The organism is Oxalobacteraceae bacterium OTU3CAMAD1, assembly GCA_024123915.1.
GTDB lineage: Bacteria > Pseudomonadota > Gammaproteobacteria > Burkholderiales > Burkholderiaceae_D > Rugamonas.
Window position 1 is genome coordinate 6,511,870 of the sequence record CP099650.1, and the last position, 26,146, is coordinate 6,538,015.

Sequence of the window (26,146 nt, forward strand, 5' to 3'; positions counted from 1 at the left end):
CATCCTCCCTGCACGATTCTAGCTTCCCGGGCAGGCCGCTGACTACCAAAAGACCGCGCCGCCGCCGAATCAGGCAAGAAATCCGGCGGAACGGGCTACCGATCGAACGCCCAGACACGGAAAATGTCCATCTGTTCAAACGCACCAAGGAGTCTTCCCATGCAAGTACACGCCTACGGCGCCCACGCCGCCGACAAGCCGCTCGAAACGCTGGCCATCACCCGCCGCGCCCCGGGCGCCCACGATGTCCTGATCGACATCGCCTTTTGCGGCATCTGCCACTCCGACCTGCACCAGGTGCGCGCCGAATGGGCCGGCACGCAGTACCCGTGCGTACCGGGCCACGAGATCGTCGGCCGCGTGTCGGCCGTCGGCGCGCACGTCACCGGCCACCAGGTCGGCGACCTGGTCGGCGTCGGCTGCCTGGTCGACAGCTGCCAGCATTGCGCCGATTGCGACGACGGACTTGAAAATTATTGCGACGGCATGATCGGCACCTACAACTTTCCCACGCCGGACGCGCCGGGTTGGACCCTGGGCGGCTATTCGGAGAAAATCGTCGTGCACGAGCGCTTCGTGCTGAAGGTGCGCCATCCGGAGGAACAGCTGGCCGCCGTCGCGCCGCTGCTGTGCGCCGGCATCACCACCTACTCGCCGCTGCGCCACTGGAACGCCGGTCCCGGCAAGAAAATCGGCGTGGTCGGCATCGGTGGCCTGGGCCACATGGGCATCAAGCTGGCCCACGCGATGGGCGCCCACGTGGTGGCCTTCACCACCTCCGATTCGAAACGCGAAGCGGCGATCCAGCTGGGCGCCGACGAGGTGGTCGTCTCGAAAAACGCCGACGAGATGGCGGCCCACGCCAAGAGCTTCGACTTCATCCTCAACACGGTGGCGGCGCCGCACGACCTCGACGCCCTGCTGGTGCTGCTCAAGCGCGACGGCACCATGGCCCTGGTGGGCGCGCCGGCGACGCCACATCCATCGCCCAACGTCTTCAATCTGCTCATGAAGCGGCGCTCGATCGCCGGCTCGATGATCGGCGGCATCCCGGAAACCCAGGAGATGCTGGACTTCTGCGCCGAGCACGGCATCGTCGCCGACATCGAACTGGTGCGGGCCGACCAGATCAACGAATCCTACGAGCGCATGCTCAAGGGCGACGTGCGCTACCGTTTCGTGATCGACACCGCCACCTTGACGGTCTGACCCTTAAATCCCTCCCGAACGGGAGGTTGTCCCGCCAATATTTCAATCTTTCAAGCAATCTCGTGCGAACCGGAATATGATGGCGTGGCCTTCCCCCAACCGATGAGGAGTCCCCGCATGAGCACCGAGAATCACGCAGCCAAATGTCCGTTCAGCCAGGCCACCGGCGCCGGCACCGCCAACGCCGACTGGTGGCCCGACCAGCTGCGGCTGGACCTGCTGCTGCAGCACTCGACCAAGTCCGACCCGATGGGCGCGAACTTCGACTACGCCAGGGAGTTCAACAGTCTCGACCTCGCAGCCGTGAAGAAAGACCTGGCCGCGCTGATGACCGATTCGCAGGACTGGTGGCCGGCCGATTTCGGCCACTACGGCGGCCTGTTCATCCGCATGGCCTGGCACAGCGCCGGCACCTACCGCACCGGCGACGGCCGCGGCGGCGCGCGCCGGGGCCAGCAACGTTTCGCTCCACTCAACAGCTGGCCGGACAACGTCAGCCTGGACAAGGCGCGCCGCCTGATCTGGCCGATCAAGCAAAAATACGGCCGCAAGATCTCGTGGGCCGACCTGATGATTTTGACAGGCAACGTCGCGCTCGAAACGATGGGTTTCAAGACACTCGGTTTCGGCGGCGGCCGGGTCGACACGTGGGAACCGGACCAGGACGTCTACTGGGGCCGTGAGACCACCTGGCTGGCCGGCGACGTGCGCTACGCCCATGGCAGCGACGGCGTGGCCAAGGCCGGCGGCGTGCTGGTGACCGACGACGACGCCGACGGCGACGTCCACACCCGCAACCTGGAGAATCCGCTGGCCGCGGTGCAGATGGGCCTGATCTACGTGAACCCGGAAGGCCCGGACGGCAATCCCGATCCGGTGCTGGCGGCGCGCGACATCCGCGACACCTTCGCCCGCATGGCGATGAACGACGAGGAAACCGTGGCCCTGATCGCCGGCGGCCACAGCTTCGGCAAAACGCACGGCGCGGCCCCGGCCGACAACGTCGGCGCCGAACCGGAAGGCGCCGACATCGCCGCCCAGGGCTTCGGCTGGCACAACAAATTCGGCACCGGCAACGCCGGCGACACCATCACCAGCGGCCTGGAAGTGACCTGGACCAAGACGCCGGCGCAGTGGAGCAACGACTTCTTCGAGCACCTGTTCGGCTTTGAATGGGAACTGACCAAGAGCCCGGCCGGCGCCCACCAATGGGTCGCCAAGGGCGCCGAGGCGACCATTCCGCACGCGCACGACCCGTCGAAAAAACTGCTGCCGACGATGCTGACGACCGACCTGTCGCTGCGCTTCGATCCGGCCTACGAAAAAATCTCGCGCCGCTACCTGGCCAACCCGGCCGAATTCGCCGACGCCTTCGCGCGCGCGTGGTTCAAACTGACCCACCGCGACATGGGACCGAAGGCGCGCTACCTCGGCCCGGAAGTGCCGGCCGAAGACTTCATCTGGCAAGACCCGGTGCCGGCGGTCGACCATCCGCTGGTCGACGCGCAGGACATCGCCGCGCTCAAGGCGCAGATCCTGGCCTCGGGCCTGACGGTGTCGGAACTGGTTTCGACGGCGTGGGCGTCCGCCTCGACCTATCGCGGCTCGGACCTGCGCGGCGGCTCGAATGGCGCACGCGTGCGCCTGGCGCCGCAAAAGGATTGGCCGGTGAATCAGCCGGAGCAACTGGGCAAGGTGTTGGCGAAGCTGGAAGGCATCCAGGGCGCGTTCAACGCCGGCGGCAAGCGCGTATCGCTGGCCGATCTGATCGTGCTGGCCGGCGCGGCCGGTATCGAGCAAGCGGCCAAGCAGGCCGGCGCCTCGGTGTCGGTGCCGTTCACGCCGGGCCGCACCGACGCGACGCAGGAGCAGACCGACGCCGAATCGTTCGAAGCGATGGAGCCGTTCGCCGATGGTTTCCGTAGCTTCCAGAAGGAGCGCTATGCCGTGCCGGCCGAGGCGATGCTGGTCGACCGTGCGCAGTTGCTGACCTTGACCGTGCCGGAGCTGACCGCGTTGGTCGGCGGCCTGCGCGCGCTGGGCGCGAACGTGGCGTCGTCCAAACAGGGCGAGTTCACCACGCGCATCGGAACTTTGAGCAACGACTTCTTCGTCAACCTGCTCGACATGTCCACGGTGTGGGCGCCGACCTCGCGCGCGGCGGACGCTTTCGAAGGCCGCGACCGTAAAACCGGCGCCGTCAAATGGACCGCCAGCCGCGCCGACCTGGTGTTCGGCTCGAACGCGCAGTTGCGCGCCGTCGCCGAGGTATACGGCAGCGCCGACGGCCAGCAGCAGTTCATTGGCGACTTCGTGGCAGCATGGGCGAAGGTGATGAACCTGGGCACCGGCCTGGGCTAAGTTGAGGAGACACGTAGGGCGGATTAGGCGGAACGCCGTAATCCGCCATGCATGCGCCGTCGGCGGCTCATGGCGGATTACGCGCTGCGCGCTAATCCGCCCTGCGTAAATACGTAATCAACTTCCCGACAACTGACTCGCCAACGCCTCGCGCTCAAACGCCTCCACGACGAAATCGACAAAAGCCCGCGTCTTGGCCGGCAACTGCGTGCGGCTCGGATAGTACAGCGAGATCATCCCCGCATCGACATACCACTCCGGCAGCAAGCGCACCAGCGTACCCTGCCGCAGGGCCTCCAGCACGTCCGACATCGCCAGCACCGCCACGCCGACACCCATCACCGCCGCCGCGCACACGGCCTGCGGATCGCTCAGCACCGCCAGCGGGCGCAGTTCCAGCCCCGCCTCCTCCCCCGCCACATTACGCATGGTCCAGTCGCGCAAACGGCCGCTTTGCAAAAAGCGCATGCCGACCGCCTCGGCGCCGGCCAGCTCACTCGGGTGCGACGGCACGGCGCGTCCGGCCAACCACGACGGCGCGGCCACGGCCACCAGATGGGCAGGCGCCAGCGCGCGCGCCACCACGCCGGGATTGAGGTGAAAGCCGCCACCGATGGCGGCATCATAGCCCTCGCCGATCAGGTCGACCTGGCGGTTCTCCAGATGCCATTCCGGCCGTATGCCGGGATAGCGCGCCAGAAATGCCGGAAGCTGCGGCAGCACATAGCCGATGCCGAAGTTAGGCGCCAGGCTCACCTTCAGAATGCCGGTCGGCCGTTGCTGTTCGGTCGAGACGTCCGCCAGCGCCGCTTGCAAGCCGTCGAGATTGGCGCCTATGCCGGCGAGCAGCCGTTCGCCGGCCTCGGTCAGGTGCAAGCGCCGGGTGGAGCGCTGGAACAGGCGCGCGCCGAGGTTCTTTTCCAGCATGGCGACATTGCGGCTGACCGCCGCCGGCGTCAAGCCAAGCCGCCGCGCGGCCTCCGAAAAGCTGGCCGCTTCGGCCGCCCGCACAAAACATTCGAGATTGCTGAGAGTTTCCATGCATCGATCTTATACCAATACTTGAAAATATTTAAAGCTATTCCGCACTAATCAAAGGGTAATAAAAGGCGGATAGTAGATCCATCGACAAACCACTTCAAGGAAAACATCATGAACACCACCACCAACACCATCATCGCCAACCTGCCGTTGCAAGGCAAAGTCGCCATCGTCACCGGCGGTTCGCGCGGCATCGGCGCGGCCATCGTCAAACGCCTGGCCCGCGATGGCGCCAGGGTCGCCTTCAGCTACGCCGCCTCGCCGGACCGCGCAAGCCAGGTGGTCGCTGAAATCGAGGCGCTCGGCGGCCAGGCGCTGGCCATCCGCGCCGACCAGGCCAAGGCCGACGAGGTGTCGGCGATGGTCAAACAGGCGCACGCCCATTTCGGCCGTCTCGACATCCTGGTCAATTCGGCCGGGGTGTTCGTCACCGGCAAGGTGGACGATCCTGAGGCCGACCTGGCCGGCTTCGCGCGCCAGATCGACGTCAACGTCAAAGGTGTGGCCGCCGCCGTGCGCGCCGCCGTCCCGTTGATGGCCGATGGCGGCCGCGTGGTATCGATCGGCACCACGGGCGCCGACCGCATCGCCTTCCCCGGCGTGGCCGACTATGTCGCCTCGAAGGCGGCGGTGGCGGCCTACACCCGTGGCTGGGCGCGCGACCTCGGTGCGCGTAATATCACCGTCAACGTGATCCAGCCCGGCGCCATCGACACCGAGATGAATCCGGATAACGGCGACTTCGCCGAGACGCTGAAAAACATGGCCGCGCTGGGCCGCTATGGCCGGCCGGAGGAAATCGCCGCCGCCGTCGCCTTCCTGGCAGGCCCGGACGCCAGCTACATCACCGGCGCCACCCTGAACGTCGACGGCGGCCAGATCGCTTAAGGAGAGAACGTGAACACCAGCCTAACCAACGACCCGGTGCAAATCGCCGAAACCTTCTTCGCGCACTGGAGCGCCAACCGTATCGACGAGGCGCTGGCGATGTTGTCCGAGGACGTCCTGTACGACAACGTGCCCTTCCCCGACATCGTCGGCCGCGCCGGGGTCGAAGCGTTCCATCGCGGCTTCGGCATCGGCACCGACTTCCTGGTCGACTGGCAGGTGACGCATATCGCGGCGGCCGGCAACGTCGTCCTGAACGAGCGGATCGACATCTTCCGCCACAAGAACGGCGGCACCATTACCTTGCCGGTCATGGGCACGGTCACCGTTGAAAACGGCGAGATCACCGTTTGGCGCGATTACTTCGATCCGGCCGATTTCGATCGCCAGCTCAAACACGCCAAGGGGAGTAAGAACTGACGTTTATACAGGTGGCAGGCCTGGAAGAAGCTTGTCCAGCGTGACCGGATAATCCCTTACCCGCACGCCGGTGGCGTTGTAGACGGCGTTGGCGATCGCCGCGCCGACGCCGCACAGACCCAGTTCGCCGATCCCCTTGGCCTTCATCGGCGACGACAGCGGGTCGGTCTCGTCGAGGAAGATCACCTCCTGCTTCGGGATGTCGGCATGCACCGGCACCTCGTAGCCAGCCAGGTCGTGGTTGACGAAGAAGCCGGCGCGCTTGTCGACCACCAGCTCCTCCATCAGCGCCGAACCCACGCCCATCGTCATCGCGCCGATCACCTGGCTGCGCGCGGTCTTCGGATTGAGAATGCGGCCCGCCGCGCACACGGCCAACATGCGCCGCACGCGCACCTCGCCGGTGGCGGCGTCGACGCCCACCTCGACGAAATGCGCGCCGAACGTCGATTGCTGGAATTTCTTATCCAGGTCGCCGAACTCCATGCTGTCCTCCACGACGATCTCGCCGCTTTCCGCCGCCCGCCCCAAGGGTGCGGTGCGCGCGCCGACCCGCACCTGGCCGTCGGCGAACAGCGCCTCGCCGGCGCCCAGGCCCAGGCGCTGGACCACCGCCTCGCGCAGCTTGACGCAGGCCGCGTAGACGCCGGCCGTCGAGCAGTTGGCGCCGAACTGGCCGCCGGAACCCGACGACACCGGGAACGCCGAGTCGCCCAGGCGCACGCTCACCTTGTCCATGCCCACGCCCAGCATCTCCGCCGCCGTCTGGGCGATGATGGTGTAGCTGCCGGTGCCGATATCGGTCATGTCGGTTTCCACCGTCACGCGGCCGTCGCGGTCGAGCCGCACGCGCGCGCCGGACTTCAGCAACAGGTTGTTGCGGAAGGCGGCAGCCACGCCCACGCCGACCAGCCAGCGGCCGTCGCGCGTCTTGCCCGGCTGCGCCTGGCGATTCTTCCAGCCGAAGCGCTCGGCGCCGGTGCGCAGGCATTCGATCAGGCTGCGCTGCGAAAAGTGCCGGTCCTTCTTTTCCGGATCGACCTTGGTGTCGTTGATGATGCGGAAGCGCACCGGGTCGATCTTCAGCTTCTCGGCCATTTCATCCATCGCGATCTCCAGCGCCATCAGGCCGGGCGCCTCGCCCGGCGCGCGCATGGCGTTGGCTTCGGGCAGATCGAGCAACGCCATACGCGTGGCCATCAAGCGGTTGGCGCCGGCGTAAAGCAGGCGGGTTTGCTGGACCGCGTCCTCCGGACTGCCGCCGGGCAGGTTGCCGGTCCACGTCTCGTGGGCGATCGCGGTGATGGCGCCGTCGCGCGTGGCGCCGATGCGGATGCGCTGGATCGTCGAGGCCCGGTGCGTGGTGTTGTTGGCGATGAACGGGCGGCTCAACGCCACCTTGACCGGCCGCTTGGCGGCCCGCGCCCCCAGCGCGGCCAGCACGGCGTCCGAACGCAGGAACAACTTGCCGCCGAAGCCTCCGCCGATGAACGGCGACACCAGGCGCACCTTCTCCTTGGGTATGCCCAAGGTGGTGGCCAGGTCGGTGCGGGTCCAGTCGATCATCTGGTTCGAGGTCCACACGGTGAGCTGGTCGCCCTTCCACGCCGCGATCGACGCGTACGGCTCCATCATCGCGTGCGTGTTGCCGGGCGTGGTGTACTCGGCATCCAGCCGCACCGGCGCGTCGGCGTAAACGCCGGCGAAGTCGCCGATGGCCGGCGGGGCGTCCTTGGGCAAGGTGGCGGAGCCCCTGACGGCGGCCAGGTCGTATTTCCCCTTTTGCTCGGCATATTTGACCTTGACCAGCTGCGCGGCCGAGCGGGCCTGCTCGAAGCTCTCGGCCACCACCAGCCCGATGGCCTGGTGATAGTGCTCGATATTCGGCCCGCCCAGCAGCTTGGCGGTGTTGAAATTGCCCTTGCCTAGCTTGCCCGCCGATTCGGCGGTGACGATGGCGATCACGCCGGGCGCGCGGCGTGCCTCGGTCAGGTCCATCGACTCGATGCGGCCCTTGGCGATGGCCGCGCCGATGACGCAGCCGTAGGCGGCGTTGGGCGCGGCCTTGTGCTGCTCGTACGCGTAGGTGGCCGCGCCGGTGGTCTTGAGCGCGCCGTCGATGCGGTTGTGCGGGCGGCCGACGACCTTGAGCTGGTCGATCGGATTGGTAGTGGCGGCTTTATCGAATTTCATGGCATTACCCTTTCTTCGCGTCGGCCAGCATGGCGGCGAGCGTGCGTTGCACCAGCGGGATCTTGAAGGCGTTTTCCTCGGTCGTGCGCGCCCCTTGCAGCAGGCGTTCGGCGACAGCGCCGGCGCCGCGCGGCAGCAAGCGGTCGGCCTCCTCCACCCGCCACGGCTTGTGGGCGACGCCGCCGACTGCCACCCGCCCGCTGCCGTCGCGCTGGACCACCAGCGCCACCGACACCAGCGCGAACGCGTACGAGGCGCGGTCGCGCACCTTGTGGTACAGGTGCTGGCCACCGAGCGGTTTGGACAAGGTGACGGCGGTGATCAATTCACCCGGCAGCAGCGCCGTTTCGATGTGCGGCGTGGCGCCGGGCAGGCGATGGAAGTCGGCGATCGGAATCGTGCGCACGGCGCCGTCGGGCCGCACCGTCTCGACCTGCGCGTCGAGCAGGCGCATGGCGATGGCCATGTCGCTTGGATGGGTGGCGATGCAGGCGTCGCTGGCGCCGATGACGGCGTGCGCGCGGCTAAAGCCGCCGATGGCGGAACAGCCGCTGCCCGGCCGGCGCTTATTGCATGCCTGGTTGGTGTCGTAAAAGTAAGGGCAGCGGGTGCGCTGCAGCAGGTTGCCGGCGGTGGTGGCCTTGTTGCGCAGCTGCGCCGAGGCGCCCGCCAGCAAGGCGCGCGACAGCACGCCGTAGTCGCGCCGCACCGTCGCATCGGCCGCCAGTTCGGTGTTGCGCACCAGCGCGCCGATGCGCAGGCCGCCTTCGGCGGTCGGCTCGATCTTGTCCAGACCCAGGCCGTTGACATCGACCAGATGTGCCGGCGTTTCGATCTCGAGCTTCATCAGGTCCAGCAGATTGGTGCCGCCGGCGATGAAGCGGGCGCCTGGAACCGTGGCCGCCGCGACGGCTGCCTCCACCGGCGTTCCGGCGCGCTGATAGGTGAAGACCTTCATGCCGCACCTCCCACTTCGACGATGGCGTCGAGGATGTTGGCGTAGGCGCCGCAGCGGCAGATATTGCCGCTCATGCGTTCGCGGATTTCGTCGGCGCTGAACAGCGGACGCACGGTCAGCGACGGGCTGACATGGCTCGGGATGCCCTGCTTGATTTCATCGAGCACCGCGATGGCCGAACAGATTTGTCCCGGCGTGCAGTAGCCGCATTGGTAGCCATCATGCTTGATGAACGCCGCCTGCATCGGATGCAGCTTGTCCTGCTGGCCCACGCCTTCGATGGTGGTGACCTGCGCACCCTCGTGCATCACCGCCAGAGTGAGACAGGAGTTGATGCGGCGGCCGTCGACCATCACCGTGCAGGCGCCGCACTGACCGTGGTCGCAGCCCTTCTTGGTGCCGGTCAGGTGCAGGTGTTCGCGCAAGGCGTCGAGCAAGGTGGTGCGCGTATCCAGGTGCAGCGTGTGCGGCTTGTCGTTGACGCGCAACGATACCTTGGTAATGAAGGGGGCGTTGCTGAAATCCGTGGCCACGCGCTCCTGGGCATGCGCCAGTGGCACTGCCACCGCCGTCGCCGACACCGCGCCGGCGATCAGCAGCTCGCGCCGGGTTATCTTGATCTCGCTGGAATTGTCCATGGGGTTCCGATCTGTGTTCAGGTGAAAAAGCGTGGGGAAATACGGGCAGCGCTATTCGGCCAGCTCGATCTTTACTTTGATGTCGCCTGCGCGCTTGAACACGGCCAGACCGGTGTCGACGCGCCCCAGCGGGATCAGTCCCGGCGAGTAGGCGAAATCCTTGTAGTAGAAGGCCAGGTTGCCCCACGGCGCGTAATAGGCGATGGTTCCCACCGTCGGCGTGGCGCCGGCAGGCGCGCCGGCGGTGGACAGCTTGCGATCGAGGTAGACGATTTTCTCGGTGCCGGCATAGTCGCCAAGCGTCAGCGTGAGCGGCAACCTGGAGATGAAGTCGCGCGTGGTCGGGTTGTCCGCCAAGGTCGCGGCGATGACCTGCCCGTCCACGGTGATACGGATTTGTTGGGCGTGCGCGGGAGCGGCCGCCATAAGAGCCATCGCCATAGTCGTCAATGAAAAAAATAGTGTGTGCGGTCGCATCTGGGTCCTTGGATGGATTCTAGTGCCGAGGTGGCCGGCCGCCTATCAAAAGGACCGGCCGGCGCAGGATCGGGCAACAAAAGCGGCGGAACGAGCTATGTGGGCCGGCGCATCAGGCGGTCCCGCGTGGTTTGAGCCGGCCGCCGCCGCCAACGACGATCGAAGAAATCCCGAGCATGAGCGCGCCGCCGATCAAGGTGGCCGTGATCGACAGGTGGTCCAGCAGCACGCCGCCAAGCGCGGCGCCGAGCATGATGGCCAGCTGGATCGCCGCCACCAGCAGGCCGCCTCCGCTCTCCGGCTCGTCGGCGATGCCTTTGCTCAGCCAGGTCGACCACGCCACCGGAATCGCCGCGTTCAGCGCGCCCCAGGCGACCAGCGCGAGCGCCACCGCCCAGAACACATGGCCGACGGCCAGCAACGCCAGGGTGACGGCGCCCAGCGCCAGCGGCAGCCAGCGCAACAAGCCATACAGATGGCTGCCCAGCATGACCGTCGCGGCGTAGGTGCCGAGAAAACCGGCCGCGCCCAGCCCCAGCAACAGCATCGACAGCTGCGGCACCGTCACCCCGGTGTAGGTCTCCAGGAAAGGCCGCAGGTAGGTGAACGTGGCGAACGCCCCGGCGAACGACAGCATCACCCCGGCCATGCCGAACGCCACATTCGGGCGCTTCAGCAACCCGAGTACGTTGCCGACCGGATTGGCCGCCTGCGGCGGCATGGACGGCAAGCTGATCCACTGCCACACCAGGTTGGCGACGACGAACGGCGCCAACGCCCAGAACGTACCGCGCCAGCCGATGATGGCGCCGAAGTAGCTGCCGATGGGCGCGGCGAACGCCGCCGCGACGGCATTACCCGTGTACATCAAGCCGAGTGCCTTGGGAATTGACTCGGCTGGAACCAGACGCATCACCGTGGCCGTGGCCAGGGCCCAGAATCCGCCCACGGTGATGCCCAGCAGGGAGCGCGCCACCATCAGCACGGCGAAATTGGGCGCGCAGGCGATCAGCACCAGCGACGCGAGCATCACGCCGGTCAACGCCATGAGCACGTGGCGGCGGTCGAAGTGGCTGGCGACGGCCGGAATCAGCAGGCTGGTCACCACCGCGAACAGGCCCGAGATGGAGATCGCCTGCCCGGCCATGCCCTGCGTGGCGCCCAGGTCGCTGGCGATGGGCGTCAGCAGGCTGACGGGCATGAACTCGGATGCGATCAGCAGCGCCACGCACATGGCCATCGCGCCGACCGCGCTCCAGGCGGGTTGGCCGGTGAAAGACTGCTTGGGCAGGGAGTTGCTGGCGATATCCATAGTTCTTGTCTTTCGAATCCAATCGGGCATGGTAGCGGCATTGACGGGCCCGCACGCCATGCGGATTTGCTAGGGTTTATGCAGGAAAATCATCAATCGCAGCCATCCGGGCGGCGCGGTCCAACTGCTAGAATGCAAGATCACTCCACCCGGAAGCGACCCCATGGCCCGCGAAAACATCAACGACATTCTTGTGTTCCTCGAGGTGGCGCGCGAGCGCAGTTTCACGCGAGCGGCCGCCAAACTGGGCATGTCGCAGTCGGGGCTGAGCCATATCGTGCGCGGGCTGGAAGCGCGCATGGGCGTGCAACTTCTGGCGCGCACCACCCGCAGCGTCGCCCCGACCGAGGCCGGCGAGCGGCTGATGGAGACCGTGGCGCCGCGCTTCGCCGAGATCGAGGCGGAGATCGCCGCCATCAGCGACCTTGGCGGCAGCCCGGCGGGCTTGATCCGCATTACCGCCATCGATCACATCATCGACAGCGTGCTGTGGCCGCGCGTGGCCCACCTGCTGCCGCAATACCCCGACCTGCGCATCGAGATCAACTCCGACTACCGGATGCACGACATCGTGGCCGAGCGCTTCGACATCGGCGTGCGCTGGGGCGACCAGGTCGAGCAGGACATGATCGCCGTGCGCCTGACGGCCGACGCGCCGATGGCGATCGTGGGATCGCCGGACTACTTCAAGCGGCGCGCCATACCGACCTCCCCCCAGGAGCTGTTGCAGCACAACTGCATCACCTTGCGCCTGTCATCCAACGGCGGCGTGTACGCGTGGGAGCTGTGCGACGGCGACCGGCCCATCGAAGTGAAGGTCAGCGGCCAGGCCACCTTCAACAGCGTGTATCAAATGCTGAACGCGGCGGTGAGCGGTGTCGGCTTGGCGTTTGTGACGGCGGAATTCGCCGAACCATACGTTCGGGACGGGCGGCTGGTCAGCGTGATGAAGGAGTGGTGCCGCCCGTTCCCGGGTTTGCACGCCTACTATCTGTCGAGGCGCCATCCATCGCGCGCCTTCACCTTGGTCATCGACGCGCTGCGCTACCAAGGTTAAGTGAGCGACGGATCACGCATTGGCGGATTACGCTGCGCTAATCCGCCCTACGTGGATCCTCCTCTATTCAGCTACCAAGGATCAGCCACGGAGACACGTAGGGCGGATTAGGCGGAACGCCGTAATCGGCCATGTTCGCGCCGTCGGCGGCGCCCTATCTCAAATGCAGCGTGAAGAAGTTGCTCAGCTTATTAAAAGGAATCAGCTTGGTGCGGTCGTACAGATCCACGTGTCCCGCCCCCGGAATCATGACAATCTCCTTAGGCTCGGCCGCCAGCTTGTACGCCTCCTCGCTGAACTCACGCGAATGCGCCTGGTCGCCGGTGATGAACAACATCGGACGCGGCGAGATCGTCTCGATGTCGTTAAACGGATAGAAGTTCATGAACTTGACGTTGCTGCTCAACGTCGGATGCGTCGTCAACAGCGGCGACGAACCTTTAGGCGTAAACTCGCCACGCTTGGTGCGATAGAAGTCATAGAACTCGCGCTGGATCGGATGCGTATCGCTGTTGAGCACATGGGTGGTGCCGCCGGTGTAGCGCATCTCGCCGCCCTTGAATTCCACATAGCGCTGTTGCGCCGCCTCGGCGATGATCTGCTTCCTTTGCTCGACGCTCTGCGCGTGCCGCAGGCCGTTGCGGTTGACCGCGCCCATGTCATACATGCTGACGGTGGCAATCGCTTTCATGCGCGGATCGATCTTGGCCGCGCTGATGACGAAACTGCCGCTGCCGCACACACCCAGCACGCCGATCCGGTTGCTGTCGATGAACGGCTGCGTGCCGAGGAAATCGACGGCGGCGCTGAACGCCTCCGCGTACATCTCCGGCGACACCATGTTGCGCGGTTTGCCTTCGCTGTCGCCCCAGAAAGGTAAATCGACCGACAGCGTCACGAAGCCCAGCTCCGCCATCTTGGTCGCATACAGATTCGCGCTTTGCTCCTTGACCGCGCCCATGGGATGGCCAACGATAATGGCCGCGCTTTTGGCGTTGCGATGCAGGGTGCGCGGGATGAACAGATTGCCGCCGACCTTCATCTGATACTGGTCCCTGAAGGAGACCTTCTGCACGGTCACCTTGTCGCTGGTGTAGAAGTTATCGGCGCCGTTGGACATGTCCTGCGCCAGCGCCGCGCCGCCGATCACCGACGTCATCGCCAGCGCGGCCGCGCCGGCGCCGGTCAGCTTCACCATGTTGCGGCGGCTCAGATCGAGGCCTTCGTTTTCTTCGGTGCCGTGGTCGGTCGGGATGTCGATATCGTTCATGCCGTGCTCCTGTTTGAGTAATCGTCGATGAGATGACTTTAGTCTCAACCAGGGCCGGGATATAGACCGCGAACCCGAATGCCTTTATGCATGGCGCGCATGAATCGAGCGGAGGCTAATCCAGCGGCAGGTTCGCTTTCAAGTAAATCACTTCCCGGTCGCGAACAAATTCTTGTACGCCGAGGGTTGCGAACGCCAGTACTGTTTGGGCGCTTTGACCTGCGCGCCCAACGTGGCGGCGGCGTGCCATGGCCAGCGCGGGTCGTACAGGATGCCGCGCGCCAGCGCCACCAGGTCGGCGCTGCCGTCGCGGATCGCCGTCTCGGCCTGTTCCGGCGTGGTGATCATGCCAACGCCGATGACCGGCACCTCGACCTGGCGCTTGATCTCCTGCGCGAACGGCAACTGGTAGCCCGGCCCCACGTCGATCTTCTGCAGCGCCGACAAGCCGCCGCTCGACACGTGCACATAGGCGCTGCCGCGCGCGGCGAGCGCTTTGGAGAACGCAACGCTTTGCGCCAGGTCCCAGCCGCCTTCGACCCAGTCGGTGGCGGAGATGCGCACGCCGACCGGTTTATCCGCCGGGAAGGCGGCGCGCACGGCGTCGAACACCTCCAGCGGGAAGCGCATGCGGTTCTCCAGCGAGCCGCCGTATTGGTCGGTGCGCTGGTTGGACAGCGGGGACAGGAACTGGTGCAGCAGATAGCCGTGCGCGGCGTGCACCTCGACCATGTCCAGCCCCAGCCGGGCGGCGCGGCGCGCGGTCTGCGCGAACGCTTCGCGCACGCGCGCCAGGCCGGCGTCGTCCAGCGCCACGGGCGGGCGGTCCATGTCCGCATACGGCACTGCGGACGGCGCCTCGGTGGTCCAGCCGCCCGCGTCCGCCGCCAGTTGCCCGCCGCCGTCCCATGGCGCGGCGCAGGAAGCCTTTCGTCCCGCGTGGCCCAACTGGATGCCGACCGGCATGTCCGAATGCTTGCGGACCGCCTCGAGCACGCGGGCCAGTGCCTGCTCGTTGTCGTCGGTGTACAGGCCCAGGTCGGCGGGCGAGATGCGCGCCTCGGGCGAGACGGCGGTGGCTTCGAGAATCAGCAGACCGGCGCCGGACAGCGCCAGATTTCCTAAATGAATCAGATGCCAGTCGGTGGCGCTGCCCTGCTCCGCCGAATACTGGCACATCGGCGCGATGACGATGCGGTTGGGCAGCTCCAGCGGCCCGATTTTAAAGGAGGAAAAGAGTTTGCTCACGCCGTGCCCTTCGGTAGTGGAGAATCCAGCGATTATGTCATGGCTGAAAATTTCATCTCTCACGTTTCATCTCTTACTAAAGACCAGGGCGTGAGCGTTCACACGGAACGCATTAGAAACGATACCTCGCCGTTACGTTGTAGCTCAGCGGATCGCCAAAAGCGTTGCCGCTGTCCAAGGCGGAGATGCTTTGGTAGTAGCTGCGGTCGAACAGGTTGGTCACGCTCAAGCTCACATCGAGCTGTTTGGTGGCCTGCCAGCCGGCGTTCAGATCGACGATCGCGTAGCCGCTTTGCCGGATCGGCACATTGGTCCGGAAAATCCGGTTCTGCGCGCGCACGGCGGCGCCCACGCGCCAGGCGTTCAGATTGCCCGGCAGGCGGTAGCTGGTCGCTAAACGCAGCAACCTCGTCGGGCGCTCGGCGGCGAAGCGCGCGCCGACCTTGTTGCTGCCCTGGGCCTTGGAGTACCTGGCCGAGTTGAGGGTAACGCCGGCGCTGGCTTGCCAGTCCGGCGCCAGCTCGCCGGCCAGGGTCAACTCGACGCCCTCGCTTTGCACTTCCCCCGTCGATTCCGAGCAGGACAGCACGCCCGGCGAGCATTGCCCGACAGGCAAGGCGTTGGCCAGGTTCTTTTGCTTGATGCGGAACACGGCCGCCGAGGCATTGAGCGCGCCACCGAAGTATTCGCCCTTGACGCCGGCCTCCATGTTGATGCCGGTGACCGGGTCGAGCAGCACGCCGTCGCGGTCCACCGCGCTTTGTGGATTAAAGATGCTGGTCCAGCTGCCATACAGCGAATAGGTGCCGTTGACGTCGTAGACCAAGCCCACGTACGGCGTCTTTTCATTGTCGATCTTGTAGCCCGAGCGCGCGCCTGTGAAGGTGTTGTGCAAGGCGTAGTCGTACCAGTCCACGCGCGCGCCCAGCAGCAGCGACAAGGGATCGGCCAGGCTGAAGCGGGCGGTGGCGTAGACGGCCTGCTGCTTCAGCTTGACGGCCTGGCCGTAGTAGAAATCGTCCATCACGGGACGCTGCGGCGCACTGCTGTCCCAGTTGACCGGGTCGAACACATAGTCGTACGCCGGAACCGACTGCAAACCCTTGTCGGACGTGTGGCGGTTGCGGTAGTTGGCGCCGAAGACGATTTCGTGTCGGCGGCCCAGCAAGCTGAATGGGCCGGAGGCTTGCACGTCGTAGCTGCGCTGCTCGCGGTCGTAGATGAAGTTGTCGGCGGCGATGAAGCGGAACAGCTCGGTGCCACGGACACGGCCGATGCCGACCACCTCCGAATCCATATCGTCGGTCAGCGCCTGGCCGGCTAGCCTGGCCTTCCATCCGCCGCCCAGCTTGTGCTCGATCTCGGCGAAGACGCGGGTGTTGGTCTTGTCCCATGAGGTCCAGTCCGGCGCGTTGCTGGCCGAGCGGTCCAGCGGCAGGAAGGCGCCGGTTTGCGACGTCGGCAAGCCGTACCAGGTGGAGCCGTTGTTCTTTTCCTGGTTGTAGTGGAAACCGACGCTGAGCGTGGTGTCGCGTGACAGGTCGGCGTCGGCTGTGACGTAGGCCAGCTTGCGCTTGTGGCCGTAGTTGGAGATGAAGGTGTCGGTGTCCTGGTAGGCCAGCACGGCGCGGGCGCGCAAGGTGGCGGCGGCGTTCAGGGCGCCGCTGACGTCGGCCTCGCCGCGATAATCGTTGTAGCGGCCGACGCTGCCGGTGAGCGCGACGCGGGTGTCGGCGGTCGGACGCTTGCGCACGAAGTTGAGCGTGCCGGCCGGCGTGCCCGCGCCGATCGCCATGCCGGCCGAGCCGCGCAGCACTTCGATGCGGTCGTATATCGCCAGGGTGGCGAAGCCGAGCGTGTCGCTCTCGCTGGCCATGGTCAGGCCGTCCTCGGTGAAGTTGGAGATGGCGAAGCCGCGCGAATAAATGCTGGTGCGGTCGGTGCCGTTACGGTTGAGCGACAGACCGGGAGTGATATTGACGATCTGCTCGACCGATTGCAGGTTCAGGTCGTCCATCTGCTGGCGCGTAACGACGCTGATCGACTGGGGCGTCTCGCGCACCGACATGTCCAGGCGGGTGGCCGTGTTCATACTGCGGGTGGTATAGGAACCGGTGCCTTCGGTGGTGTCGCCCGGCCCGGCCTGCCCCGTGATCTGCACGGTCGGGATCGGCGCGGAATCGGCCGCGGCCGCGTCGGCGGCCTTGTCTTCCGCCAGTGCGTCATTGACGCCGAACACCGCTAGCGCCCCGGCAACCGCCATCGACATCATGCGTGGACGCCACACGGCGTCGACAGGCTGGGTCGACAGACTATCCGGAACACCAGCCTCTAACTTCTTTGATCGCATTACCACTCCCTTTGTATAACGGCGGATTGTTATCTGGCTGGGAGAGTGGTGCGCCTGGCTGATAGTTCTGATTGATATGTTTGATGCCTGCTCAATAAATGAGAATCATTCGCATTTTAGTGACTGATTGTCAGTAGCGCAAGCGGGAACCGTATCGGACGCCATGGGAAGGGGCAACAGGTTTGTAGAATCGTGCAATCGGAAAGCGGGGCCCCACTCTCCGATTCAATCGACGGCTTTCAGCCGACAGCGACGACGCTTAGGCCGCCTTAGCCGACGAGGCCGCGCGTGACTTGCGACGCTTCATCCAGCCGACCATGCCAAGACCGCCAAGCATCATGGCGTAGGTCGATGGCTCCGGCACCGCACTGACAGAGATATTGTCGACGGCTACATCAAAGTCCGTGAAGCCGTACATATAGCCGGGCATATACGTGGTGAAGACCAGCTCATCGACGCTCGACAGCACGTCGGCGAAGCTGCGGCCTGGCGGCAAGCCGGGACCGGCGGCATCGTCGGACGAGCCGTAGCCACCCCAGCCGGTCGGCAAAGCGGTCGACGTTGTATCACCGATAGTTACAGACAGGTGTTGCCAACCCTTGGTGTAGTCGATGGTGCCCAGATCGTACCAAACGCTAGTGTACGGCATGCCCTGCGGGGTGTTGCCGTAGTCGCGCAGTTCGACAACCATGTGACGCGACACTTCCTGGCCGAAGTAACGGATCGAGTTGGCGATCACGTCGAGGCCGATGGTGACGCTACCAAGTTTGCCGTAGTCGCCCAGGTAGGATTGGTTGGTGTTGTTGCTGAAGCCGATACCGAAGTTTTCCATCACGGTATGCAAAGCCGGCGCCCCGTTGCCCAGGTTGGGGTTGATGCCGGAACCGCCCGCGCCATTCAGCGGCTGCATGCCTTCCCACCCTTGCGCACCGTTGGAAAAATCGACGAACGAGGAGCTTGGCGCGGCCATCGCCAAGCCACCGGCCAGCGATAACGTCAATGCCATCATTGCTTTATTCAAAGTCATGAGTCTTCCTTTTATCAGACAGTTAGAGAGATAGCGCTAACACCACACCCGCTTTTCCGGCGGCTGGCGGTTGGCCGGACGCCGGGTTCGGAACACATCAGAATTAATGTTTTCTTAAGTGGGTGTGAGACCGATTCTGTGTTTGGCGACCTCCACTGTCAAAGCTTGCATGAAACTATTTTGTAAGGGAAATGTAACCAAGTTTCTGTGGAAATATGTGACATTCCGACAAGAAACTGTAACAAAAAGTTTCAGAAGACGATTAAAAGTAGCCAATTCCCTATGAGGAAGTATTTGCCGTGAAGGGCAAATTTGTCCGTTTGGAAAAACTAAAACCCGCGCGTTTAGTCGCCGCAAGTATGTCGTTGGAATGTTTCTATTTCGCTACAAACTGGTACGAGGCCACCGCTCAGCTGTTTTGGAGGATCAGGCAAGGGAGATGGACGATCCGATATTTTCGCGGCACGTCTATTTCCGCATACTGGCTCCATCGCACTTCAACCACAAGGAGCTCAAAATGAACAACGCAATCCACAACGCATCGAAAAAAGTCGTCCTCATCACCGGCGCCAGCAGCGGCATCGGCGAAGCCACCGCCAAGCATCTGGCGGCCCAGGGCATGCACGTGGTGCTGGGCGCGCGCCGCACCGAACGGCTGGAGGCGCTGGCCGTCGAGATCGCCGCGGCGGGCGGCTCGGCCAGCGTCTACACGCTCGATGTGACCAGCCAGGAAAGCATGCAGCGCTTCGTCGACGCCGCCGTCGACCGTCACGGCCGTGTCGATGTGATCATCAACAACGCGGGCGTGATGCCGCTGTCGAAACTGGAGGCGCTCAAGGTCGACGAGTGGAACCGGATGATCGACGTGAATATTCGCGGCGTGTTGCACGGCATCGCGGCAACCTTGCCGCTGATGCAGAAACAGCGCAGCGGCCAGATCATCAACCTGGCGTCGATCGGCGCCTACACGGTGAGCCCGACTGCGGCCGTGTACTGCGCCACCAAGTTCGCGGTGGCGGCGATTTCCGAGGGATTGCGGCAGGAGGTGGGCGGCGACATTCGCGTGACGGTGGTGTCGCCGGGCGTAGTGGAGTCCGAACTGGCCGATTCGATTTCCGACGCCGGCGGCCGCGAGGAAATGCGCGCCTTCCGCCAGATCTCGATCAAGCCGGAGGCGATCGCCCGCGCGATCCAGTTCGCCATCGACCAGCCGGCCGACGTCGACGTGAGCGAGATCATCGTCCGGCCTACGGCTAGCATGTTCTAAAGGCGGCTGCTACAGCTTCAGCTGGTTGACGAACCATCTGCCGGCGGGACCGGGCGGGAACTCCTTCATGTGCAGCGCGTGCATGGAGAAGCCCGACCCGATGGCGGGCTGGCCCTCAAGGCGGATCTCGACCAGCTTGCCGTCGCGCAGTTCCTCCTCCACCATGTGCAGCGGCATATAGCCCCAGCCCAGTCCCGCCCGCAGGAAGGCGTGCTTGGCGCCCAGGTCGCCGAGACGCCAGGTCTTGGCCGACATGACGCCGAAGTTACGTCCCGCCGTCAGACTGGAGCGGTCCGTCAGCACCAGCTGCACGTGTTCCGCAGCGGCGGCGCGGGGTATCGGCGTCGGCAACGCCGCCAGCGGATGACTGGGCGCGACCACGCCCACCGCCGCCACGCTGAGCAAAAATTCCGATGCGCAGCCGTCCGGGATATCCGGCAAGCTGCCAATGACCGCCACCTTGCAATTGCCGTCCAGCAGAGGCTGCAGCACGGCGCCCAAGGCTTCCACGTACAAGCGCAGCGGCGTGCCGGGAAAGGCCCGGTGAAACGCCTGCACGGCGGCCGTCAGCGTCGCTATCGGAAACATCACATCCACCGCCACCACCAGTTCCGGCTCCAGCCCCTCGGCCAGGGTGCGCGCCCGGGCCTTGAACGCATCCATGCTGTCGACCGCCTGCCGCGCCTGCGACAGCAGCGCCCTGCCCGCCTCCGTCAGTTGCGGATAGCGCCCGGTACGCTCGAACAGCGGGAAGCCGATCTGCTGCTCCAGATTGGCCAGGGTGGTGCTCACTACCGACTGCGCGCGGCGCAGCTTGCGGCCGGCGGCCGAAAAACTCCCCTCCTCCGCTGCGGCGATAAAGGTGCGCAACTGGTCCAGCGACATCGCATCAAGCATATATCTGTTCCTTGGATACTATACATCTAATTATATAGGCTTCTCAGATGGATCAGCGCTATCTATGATTCATTCCATGCACTGACAAACGTGTGCCGCAAACAAAACAAGGAGTCGTATATGAACCAGCCAACTCAACGCAATCTGATTCACCGCACTGCGGGCCACAGCCGTGGCGGCATCACGCGCCTGGTGAGCCCTGGCGACGTCGGCCAGCTGATCAAGCCTTTCGTCTTCCTCGACCTGTTCCATATGGAGGCTACGAGCGGCCACATGATGGGGATGCACCCGCACTCGGGCATCGCCACCGTCACCGTCGTCATGGACGGCGCCATCCAGTACCGCGAAACCACCGGCAGCGAAGGCCAGCTGGCGGCCGGCGGTGTCGAATGGATGAACGCCGGCGGCGGCGTGTGGCACGACGGCGGCCCGGTGGCCGGCGGCAGCGTGACCGGTTTCCAGCTGTGGCTCGCACTGCCGGCCGAAGATGAAAACGGTCCGGCACACAGCCAGTACCTGGCGCCTGAACAAGTGCAAAGCGTGGGTCCGGCGCGCGTGATCATCGGCAGTTACGGCGGCGCCGTCAGCGCCATCCGGCCACGCGCCTCGATCAATTATCTGCATGTGAAATTGAGCGACGGCGAGCGCTGGACCTACACGCCGCCCGCAGGCCATGACGTGGCCTGGGTGTCGGCCGCCAGCGGCGCGCTGCGCACCGGCCGCACCACGATCGGCAAGGAGGTCGCGGTGTTCGCCGAGGGGAACGAGGCGATTGATTTCGTCGCCGAAGGCGCCACCGAATTCGTCCTCGGTTCGGCCGTGAAGCACCCGTACGACCTGGTGACCGGCCACTACTCGGTGCACACCAGCGAGGCCGCGCTGGTCAAGGGCGAAAGCGAAATCCAACGTATCGGCGCGCAGCTGCGCTCCGCGAAACTGATGTAAGCAGTGCTGCAAAAACTAACTCACTTAAATTGAACCTCGAAAGGACATACCATGAACACCATCAATCCAAATACTTCCGTCATCCCTGTCATCGGCCGCGTACTGCTGGCGGCGATCTTCATCCTTAGCGGCATCGGCAAGCTGGCCGCGCCTGCCGCGACGATGGGTTACATCGCCTCGACCGGTTTGCCTTTCGCGCCACTGGCATTGGCGATCGCCATCGGCGTTGAACTGGGCGGCGGCTTATTGTTGGTCCTGGGTGTCAAGACGCGCCTTGTGGCGGCCGGGCTGGCGGTGTTTTCGATCGTCACCGGCCTGGCCTTCCACAACGCGGTGGGCGACCAGAATCAAATGATCCATCTGTTGAAGAACTTCGCGATGGCCGGTGGTTTGCTGCAAGTGGTGGCCTTCGGCGCCGGTGCGTACAGCTTCGATAACCGGGCGAAGGCGCTGGTCCCGGCGACTCGCTAAGCTTTGATAAACAACGCCTGCAACTCGCCATACGGCATCGCCTTGTCCACCAACGGACCGGCGCTGCCGGTGGCCAGAAAACCCTTCGCCATATCGGCGGCAACGGCCCACAAAGCCTGCGGTATGCCGGAACCGGCGCTCAAGCGGCGCACGCCCAGCTTATGCAATTCATCGGCGGACGGCACGCCCGGCCAATCCATCGCATTCACCGGCAAGCCTGCAGCGGCAACGACGGCCTTGATCTCGTCGACCTTACAAATACCCGGCACGAACAGACCATCCGCTCCAGCCGCCTTGTAGAGCGCGGCGCGCTTCAACACCTCCGCCACCCGCTCTCCTTCCGGCGCCAAACCTTTCAGATACACGTCGGTACGGGTGTTGATGAAGATATCCTTGCCCGATGCGGCAAGCAGCTTCTTGATCGCGACAATCTTCGCGGCAAGCGCCTCGGGCGTTCCGTGGCCATCTTCCAGATTGATGCCCGCCACACCGGCGTCGGCCAGCTTCATTACATTTTGCGCCACCACGTCGGCATCGTCGGAGTAGCCGTTTTCCAGATCGACCGACAACGGCACCGTGAGTACGCGCGCGATGTTGACGGCGACGGCGATGGCCACATCGGCGGGCATGTTGTCGCCGTCGGCGTAACCGGCGGCCCAGGCCACACCGGCGCTGGTGGTTGCGATGGCCGGCGCGCCAAGGCTCTCGAACAAACGCGCGCTGCCCGCATCCCAGGCGTTAGGCAGGTGCAGCAGCTTGCTACCGTCGTGCAGCTTCTTGAAATCGTCCATGGTCGCTCCCTTTAAAAAAGACTGGCTTGTAAGGTGGTCAGGCTGGAAAAACTGTCCTTCATCGGCAGCAGGATCGAGTCGGCGATCGGCTGCAATTGCTTGGTCAGATAATGATCGTAATCGATATTCGAGCGCATCGCCTCCAGCGGCTCCGGACCGCCGGTGGTCATCACGTAGCTGATCCAGCCGCCGTTCTGATACCGCAGCGGACGGCGGTGCGACTGATTGTATTCATCGGCCAGGCGCGCGGCGCGCACCTGCGGCGGCACGTTGACCTTGTACTCATCCAGCCGGTGGCGCAACCGCTTACGGTACACCAGCAGCTCGTCGAAATCGCCAGCCACCGTCTTGCGCGCGTAGTCGCGCACGAAGTCCTGGTACGGCTCGTCCTTGAAGATACGCAAGAACAGCCCTTTCTGGAACTGCTGCGCCAACGGCGTCCAGTCGCTGCGCGCTACTTCCAGGCCGCGATAGATCACCTCTTCCTCGCCCTTGGCGTTGACGGTCAGGCCGGCGTAGCGCTTCTTGCTGCCCATTTCCGTGCCGCGTATCGTCGGCATGAAAAACTTCTGAAAGTGCGTGTCGAACTCGATCTCCAGATGGCATTCCAGGCCATGCTTGTCCTTCAACATGGCGCGCCACCACGCGTTGATCTTGTTGGCCAACTGTTGGCCGATTTCCAGCGCGTCGGCGTTCTTGTACTCTTTTTTGAGCCAGATGAAGATCGAATCGGTGTCGCCGTAGATGACGTCATAGCCCTCCGCCTCGACCAGCTCGCGGGTCTGCTTCATCATCTGGTGTCCGCGCAGGGTGACCGAGGAGACCAGGCGCGGATTGAAGAAGCGGCATTCGGTCGCGCCCAGCACGCCGCAGAAGGAATTCATCAGCAGCTTGAGCGCCTGCGACAGCGGCTCGTTTTTGGCGCGCTTGGCGGCGTCGCGTTGCTTCCAGATTTGCGTGGTGATCTCGGGCAGGCAGTGCTTCTCGCGCGAGAAAACGGTGCCGTTGACGCCCTCCACAATCGTCGCCGGATCTTCGGCGATCTCGCCCTCGATCAGGCCGACCGGATCGACCAGGAAGGTGCGGATGATCGACGGGTACAGGCTTTTGTAGTCCAGCACCACCACCGAGTCGTATAGGCCGGGTTTGGAATCCATGACGAAGCCGCCGGGCGACGCGCCGCCCGAGATGTCGCCCACGTTCGGCGCCACATAGCCTTCGCGGTGCATGCGCGGCAAATAGTGGTGGCCGAAGGCGGCGATCGAGCCGCCCAGATGATCGGCCTGCAAACCCGTCACCGTCGCGCGCTCGATCATGAAGGCCAGCAGGTTGGCCTTGTCGAAAATGCGCGTGACCAGTTCGCAGTCCTTCAGGTTGTAGTGGGCCAGCGCCGGCTTGTCCTCCTGGAAGCGGCGCTCGATCTCCGCCATCTTGTCATAGACATCGCCGATGTCCTTGCCCTCGCCCAGCATCGCCTGCGAGACGTTCTCCAGACTAAAGGACGGGAACATCCACGACGCCGCTTTGAGCGCGTCGATGCCATCGAGGACGACGCGGCCGACCACCGGCGCGAACATGTATCCCTGCTTGCCGGGATGCTCGCGCCATTCGATGGTCTTGCCCTCCCGGCCCAGGGTCAGCGCGATTTTGTGCTTGTCGGCGTTCTTCTGCAGCACGCGCAGGTCGAACTGCACCACGTTCCAGCCCACCAGCACATCGGGGTCATGGAGCGCCATCCAGGCGTTGAGCCTTTCGATTAGCTGGCGCGGCGTGGCGCAGTATTCCAGATCGAAGTCGATCCCGTCCGGCGCCTCTGCGGGCGGCGCGCCTAGCATGTACACCTGGCGCTGGCCGCAGCCTTCGAGCGCGATCGAATACAGGTCCTCGTAGGCGCTGGTTTCTATATCGAGCGACACCATCTTGAGCTTGGGACGGTAGTCTGGGGCGGGTTTGAGTTTGCAGTCGCGGATGGTGGCGCCATCGGTGCGGCCTCCTTCGACCTGCACGCCGGCGGTGATGAAGCGCTCCATCAGATAGCGCTCGGGCGGGCGGATATCCGCCTCGTACATCTTGATGCCGTGGTCGCGCAAGGTGCGCTCCAGCGCCGTCAGTTGCTTGTAGCGGGACGAATAGACGCCGATGACCGGCTCCTGCTCGAAGGTCTTGAGCTTCAGCTCACGCAACTCGATGCCGTCCGCCTTGTCCAGCAGCGCCTCGATGGCCGAGCGCTCCCGCGCCTCGGCGAAGGCCACCGAGGTCTGCATCGTCAGCCGGATTTTCCTGGGGCCGTCGTCGGTCGCCAGCCAAAACTCGATCTCCGTCCCATTGGGCGCGTCGCGCCAATGGCGGGTCAGGATAAATCCTTGCTGTGAAGGTGGATCTGGGGGGGTAAGCATACTTAATTATACTGTATGCTCATACAGTCAACATTCGTTATTAGCGGCCTGAAACGGCGGATAAATTCTAGATCCACGTAGGGCGGATTAGGCGGAACGCCGTAATCGGCCATCGATGAGCCATCGGCGGCTCACCAATGGCCGATTACGCTGCGCTAATCCGCCCTACGTGTTTCCTCTGTTCGCAGATTCCGTAGTCCGTTTTAGCGGTAGGTTACGGCGCTGGGCCGCCCCGGTTCTTCAAGGTGCGAATAATTGTTCAGATAACTAAGACCGAATTCGCCCGGACGGTGCAGCAGCCGGGTGACGGCGCAATTGGCCACCTTCCACGTCATCTCCATCACCTGAAAATCCTGGAACCCCAGCACATGCTGCATCACCGTCGCGATCACGCCGCTGGAGGTGAAAACGATGGTGGTGCGCTTACTGTCCGGCTGATCGAGCCGCTCCAGCGCCGACACCACGCGCCGGCGGAAATCCGGCCAGGCTTCGGCGTATTGGTCATCGTGCCAGCCCGTCATCCAGCGCTGCATAGCGCCTCGGAACAGCTGTTCCGCCGCCCGCTGCGGATCGGCTGAACGGGACAGCAACTCCTGGAAGGTGGCGGGATCGGCAAACTCGGGGCAATGCCGCAGCATCACTTCATGATGATCCAGTTCGGCGAAGCCCGCGTCGGTGAGACACTCGGCACCTTCCACCTGCTGTCCGGTGAGCTGCGCCAGGCAGGCGTCGGCGGTCTGGTGGTGCCGCGCCATGCCGCCGGTGATCATCCGGTGAAACGGCTGCCCGCCTTGGGCGAACCACCTTCCCAGCAGGCGCGCCTGCTCGTAGCCCGTCTCCGACAGTTGATCGTAATTGGCGCTGCCGAAGGACGCTTGTCCGCTGCGCACCAGGTAAATTTGTCCCATATATTTTCAGATTCCTAGTTCA

The 26,146-nt window shown here is 64.5% G+C and carries 22 protein-coding genes; 8 read left to right on the forward strand and 14 right to left on the reverse strand.

Features of this window, described 5'->3' with window-relative positions; all coding sequences use genetic code 11:
- The first annotated feature begins 159 nt into the window (after positions 1 to 159).
- Together NHH88_27765 and katG are read left to right on the forward strand one after the other, a co-directional pair.
- A complete protein-coding gene (locus NHH88_27765; protein USX13411.1) occupies positions 160 to 1,209 on the forward strand; it encodes an NAD(P)-dependent alcohol dehydrogenase in 1,050 nt (349 codons plus the stop codon).
- 117 nt (positions 1,210 to 1,326) lie between these two features.
- Complete coding sequence (katG, locus tag NHH88_27770) at positions 1,327 to 3,570, forward strand: catalase/peroxidase HPI (GenBank protein USX13412.1); 2,244 nt, start codon at positions 1,327 to 1,329, stop codon at positions 3,568 to 3,570.
- Positions 3,571 to 3,687: 117 nt separating this feature from the next.
- Here the strand turns inward: katG and NHH88_27775 are convergent, their stop codons facing one another.
- Positions 3,688 to 4,611, reverse strand: a complete 924-nt coding sequence (locus NHH88_27775) for a LysR substrate-binding domain-containing protein (protein USX13413.1) — start codon at positions 4,609 to 4,611, stop codon at positions 3,688 to 3,690.
- Between the two features lie 111 nt (positions 4,612 to 4,722).
- Between NHH88_27775 and NHH88_27780 the strand changes: the two genes are divergently transcribed.
- Positions 4,723 to 5,499: a 3-oxoacyl-ACP reductase FabG gene (locus NHH88_27780; protein ID USX13414.1), complete on the forward strand. Its 777-nt coding sequence runs from the start codon at positions 4,723 to 4,725 to the stop codon at positions 5,497 to 5,499.
- Between the two features lie 9 nt (positions 5,500 to 5,508).
- Complete coding sequence (locus NHH88_27785; GenBank protein USX13415.1) at positions 5,509 to 5,919, forward strand: nuclear transport factor 2 family protein; 411 nt, start codon at positions 5,509 to 5,511, stop codon at positions 5,917 to 5,919.
- Between the two features lie 3 nt (positions 5,920 to 5,922).
- Here the strand turns inward: NHH88_27785 and NHH88_27790 are convergent, their stop codons facing one another.
- From NHH88_27790 to NHH88_27810, 5 genes are all read right to left on the reverse strand, one after another.
- On the reverse strand, positions 5,923 to 8,112 hold the full coding sequence (locus NHH88_27790) for a xanthine dehydrogenase family protein molybdopterin-binding subunit (GenBank protein ID USX13416.1): 2,190 nt from the start codon (positions 8,110 to 8,112) through the stop codon (positions 5,923 to 5,925).
- A gap of 4 nt (positions 8,113 to 8,116) precedes the next feature.
- A complete protein-coding gene (locus NHH88_27795; protein ID USX13417.1) occupies positions 8,117 to 9,070 on the reverse strand; it encodes a xanthine dehydrogenase family protein subunit M in 954 nt (317 codons plus the stop codon).
- Complete coding sequence (paoA, locus tag NHH88_27800; protein USX13418.1) at positions 9,067 to 9,708, reverse strand: aldehyde dehydrogenase iron-sulfur subunit; 642 nt, start codon at positions 9,706 to 9,708, stop codon at positions 9,067 to 9,069. The genes NHH88_27795 and paoA overlap by 4 nt, the downstream gene beginning before the upstream one ends.
- Before the next feature lie 51 nt (positions 9,709 to 9,759).
- A complete protein-coding gene (locus NHH88_27805) occupies positions 9,760 to 10,134 on the reverse strand; it encodes a cyclophilin-like fold protein (GenBank protein USX13419.1) in 375 nt (124 codons plus the stop codon).
- A gap of 163 nt (positions 10,135 to 10,297) precedes the next feature.
- Positions 10,298 to 11,497: an MFS transporter gene (locus NHH88_27810; protein USX13420.1), complete on the reverse strand. Its 1,200-nt coding sequence runs from the start codon at positions 11,495 to 11,497 to the stop codon at positions 10,298 to 10,300.
- Between the two features lie 163 nt (positions 11,498 to 11,660).
- Here NHH88_27810 and NHH88_27815 point away from each other — a divergent pair, with 163 nt between their 5' ends.
- Positions 11,661 to 12,554: a LysR family transcriptional regulator gene (locus NHH88_27815; GenBank protein USX13421.1), complete on the forward strand. Its 894-nt coding sequence runs from the start codon at positions 11,661 to 11,663 to the stop codon at positions 12,552 to 12,554.
- A gap of 154 nt (positions 12,555 to 12,708) precedes the next feature.
- Here the strand turns inward: NHH88_27815 and NHH88_27820 are convergent, their stop codons facing one another.
- The 4 genes from NHH88_27820 to NHH88_27835 form a co-directional block, all read right to left on the reverse strand.
- A complete protein-coding gene (locus NHH88_27820) occupies positions 12,709 to 13,713 on the reverse strand; it encodes an alpha/beta hydrolase (GenBank protein ID USX17454.1) in 1,005 nt (334 codons plus the stop codon).
- 258 nt (positions 13,714 to 13,971) lie between these two features.
- A complete protein-coding gene (locus tag NHH88_27825; protein USX13422.1) occupies positions 13,972 to 15,072 on the reverse strand; it encodes an NADH:flavin oxidoreductase/NADH oxidase in 1,101 nt (366 codons plus the stop codon).
- A gap of 112 nt (positions 15,073 to 15,184) precedes the next feature.
- Positions 15,185 to 17,422 carry a TonB-dependent siderophore receptor gene (locus tag NHH88_27830; GenBank protein USX13423.1) on the reverse strand — a complete coding sequence of 746 codons (2,238 nt, stop codon included), beginning with the start codon at positions 17,420 to 17,422 and terminating at the stop codon, positions 15,185 to 15,187.
- A gap of 259 nt (positions 17,423 to 17,681) precedes the next feature.
- Entirely contained in the window at positions 17,682 to 18,449 is a 768-nt protein-coding gene (locus NHH88_27835; protein ID USX13424.1) for a PEPxxWA-CTERM sorting domain-containing protein, read from the reverse strand.
- A gap of 517 nt (positions 18,450 to 18,966) precedes the next feature.
- On the opposite strand from NHH88_27835, the gene NHH88_27840 reads away from it, so the two are divergent.
- Positions 18,967 to 19,716, forward strand: a complete 750-nt coding sequence (locus NHH88_27840) for an SDR family oxidoreductase (GenBank protein ID USX13425.1) — start codon at positions 18,967 to 18,969, stop codon at positions 19,714 to 19,716.
- A 9-nt stretch (positions 19,717 to 19,725) separates the two neighbouring features.
- Here NHH88_27840 and NHH88_27845 read toward each other — a convergent pair whose 3' ends face one another.
- Positions 19,726 to 20,613, reverse strand: coding sequence for a LysR family transcriptional regulator (locus NHH88_27845; protein USX13426.1), 888 nt, complete (start codon positions 20,611 to 20,613; stop codon positions 19,726 to 19,728).
- A gap of 120 nt (positions 20,614 to 20,733) precedes the next feature.
- On the opposite strand from NHH88_27845, the gene NHH88_27850 reads away from it, so the two are divergent.
- Both NHH88_27850 and NHH88_27855 read left to right on the forward strand, forming a co-directional pair.
- A complete protein-coding gene (locus NHH88_27850) occupies positions 20,734 to 21,558 on the forward strand; it encodes a pirin family protein (protein USX13427.1) in 825 nt (274 codons plus the stop codon).
- A 51-nt stretch (positions 21,559 to 21,609) separates the two neighbouring features.
- Positions 21,610 to 22,029, forward strand: coding sequence for a DoxX family protein (locus NHH88_27855; GenBank protein USX13428.1), 420 nt, complete (start codon positions 21,610 to 21,612; stop codon positions 22,027 to 22,029).
- Here the strand turns inward: NHH88_27855 and NHH88_27860 are convergent.
- The 3 genes from NHH88_27860 to NHH88_27870 all read right to left on the reverse strand — a co-directional run bounded on the left by NHH88_27860 (position 22,026) and on the right by NHH88_27870 (position 26,124).
- The gene (locus NHH88_27860; protein USX13429.1) at positions 22,026 to 22,820 is read right to left on the reverse strand and encodes an isocitrate lyase/phosphoenolpyruvate mutase family protein; all 795 of its coding nucleotides are present in this window, start codon (positions 22,818 to 22,820) and stop codon (positions 22,026 to 22,028) included. The two genes, NHH88_27855 and NHH88_27860, sit on opposite strands and share 4 nt — an antisense overlap.
- An 11-nt stretch (positions 22,821 to 22,831) precedes the next feature.
- Positions 22,832 to 25,216: a DNA polymerase II gene (locus tag NHH88_27865; protein ID USX13430.1), complete on the reverse strand. Its 2,385-nt coding sequence runs from the start codon at positions 25,214 to 25,216 to the stop codon at positions 22,832 to 22,834.
- Positions 25,217 to 25,419: 203 nt separating this feature from the next.
- Positions 25,420 to 26,124: a phosphoglycerate mutase family protein gene (locus tag NHH88_27870; protein USX13431.1), complete on the reverse strand. Its 705-nt coding sequence runs from the start codon at positions 26,122 to 26,124 to the stop codon at positions 25,420 to 25,422.
- Positions 26,125 to 26,146: the final 22 nt, after the last annotated feature.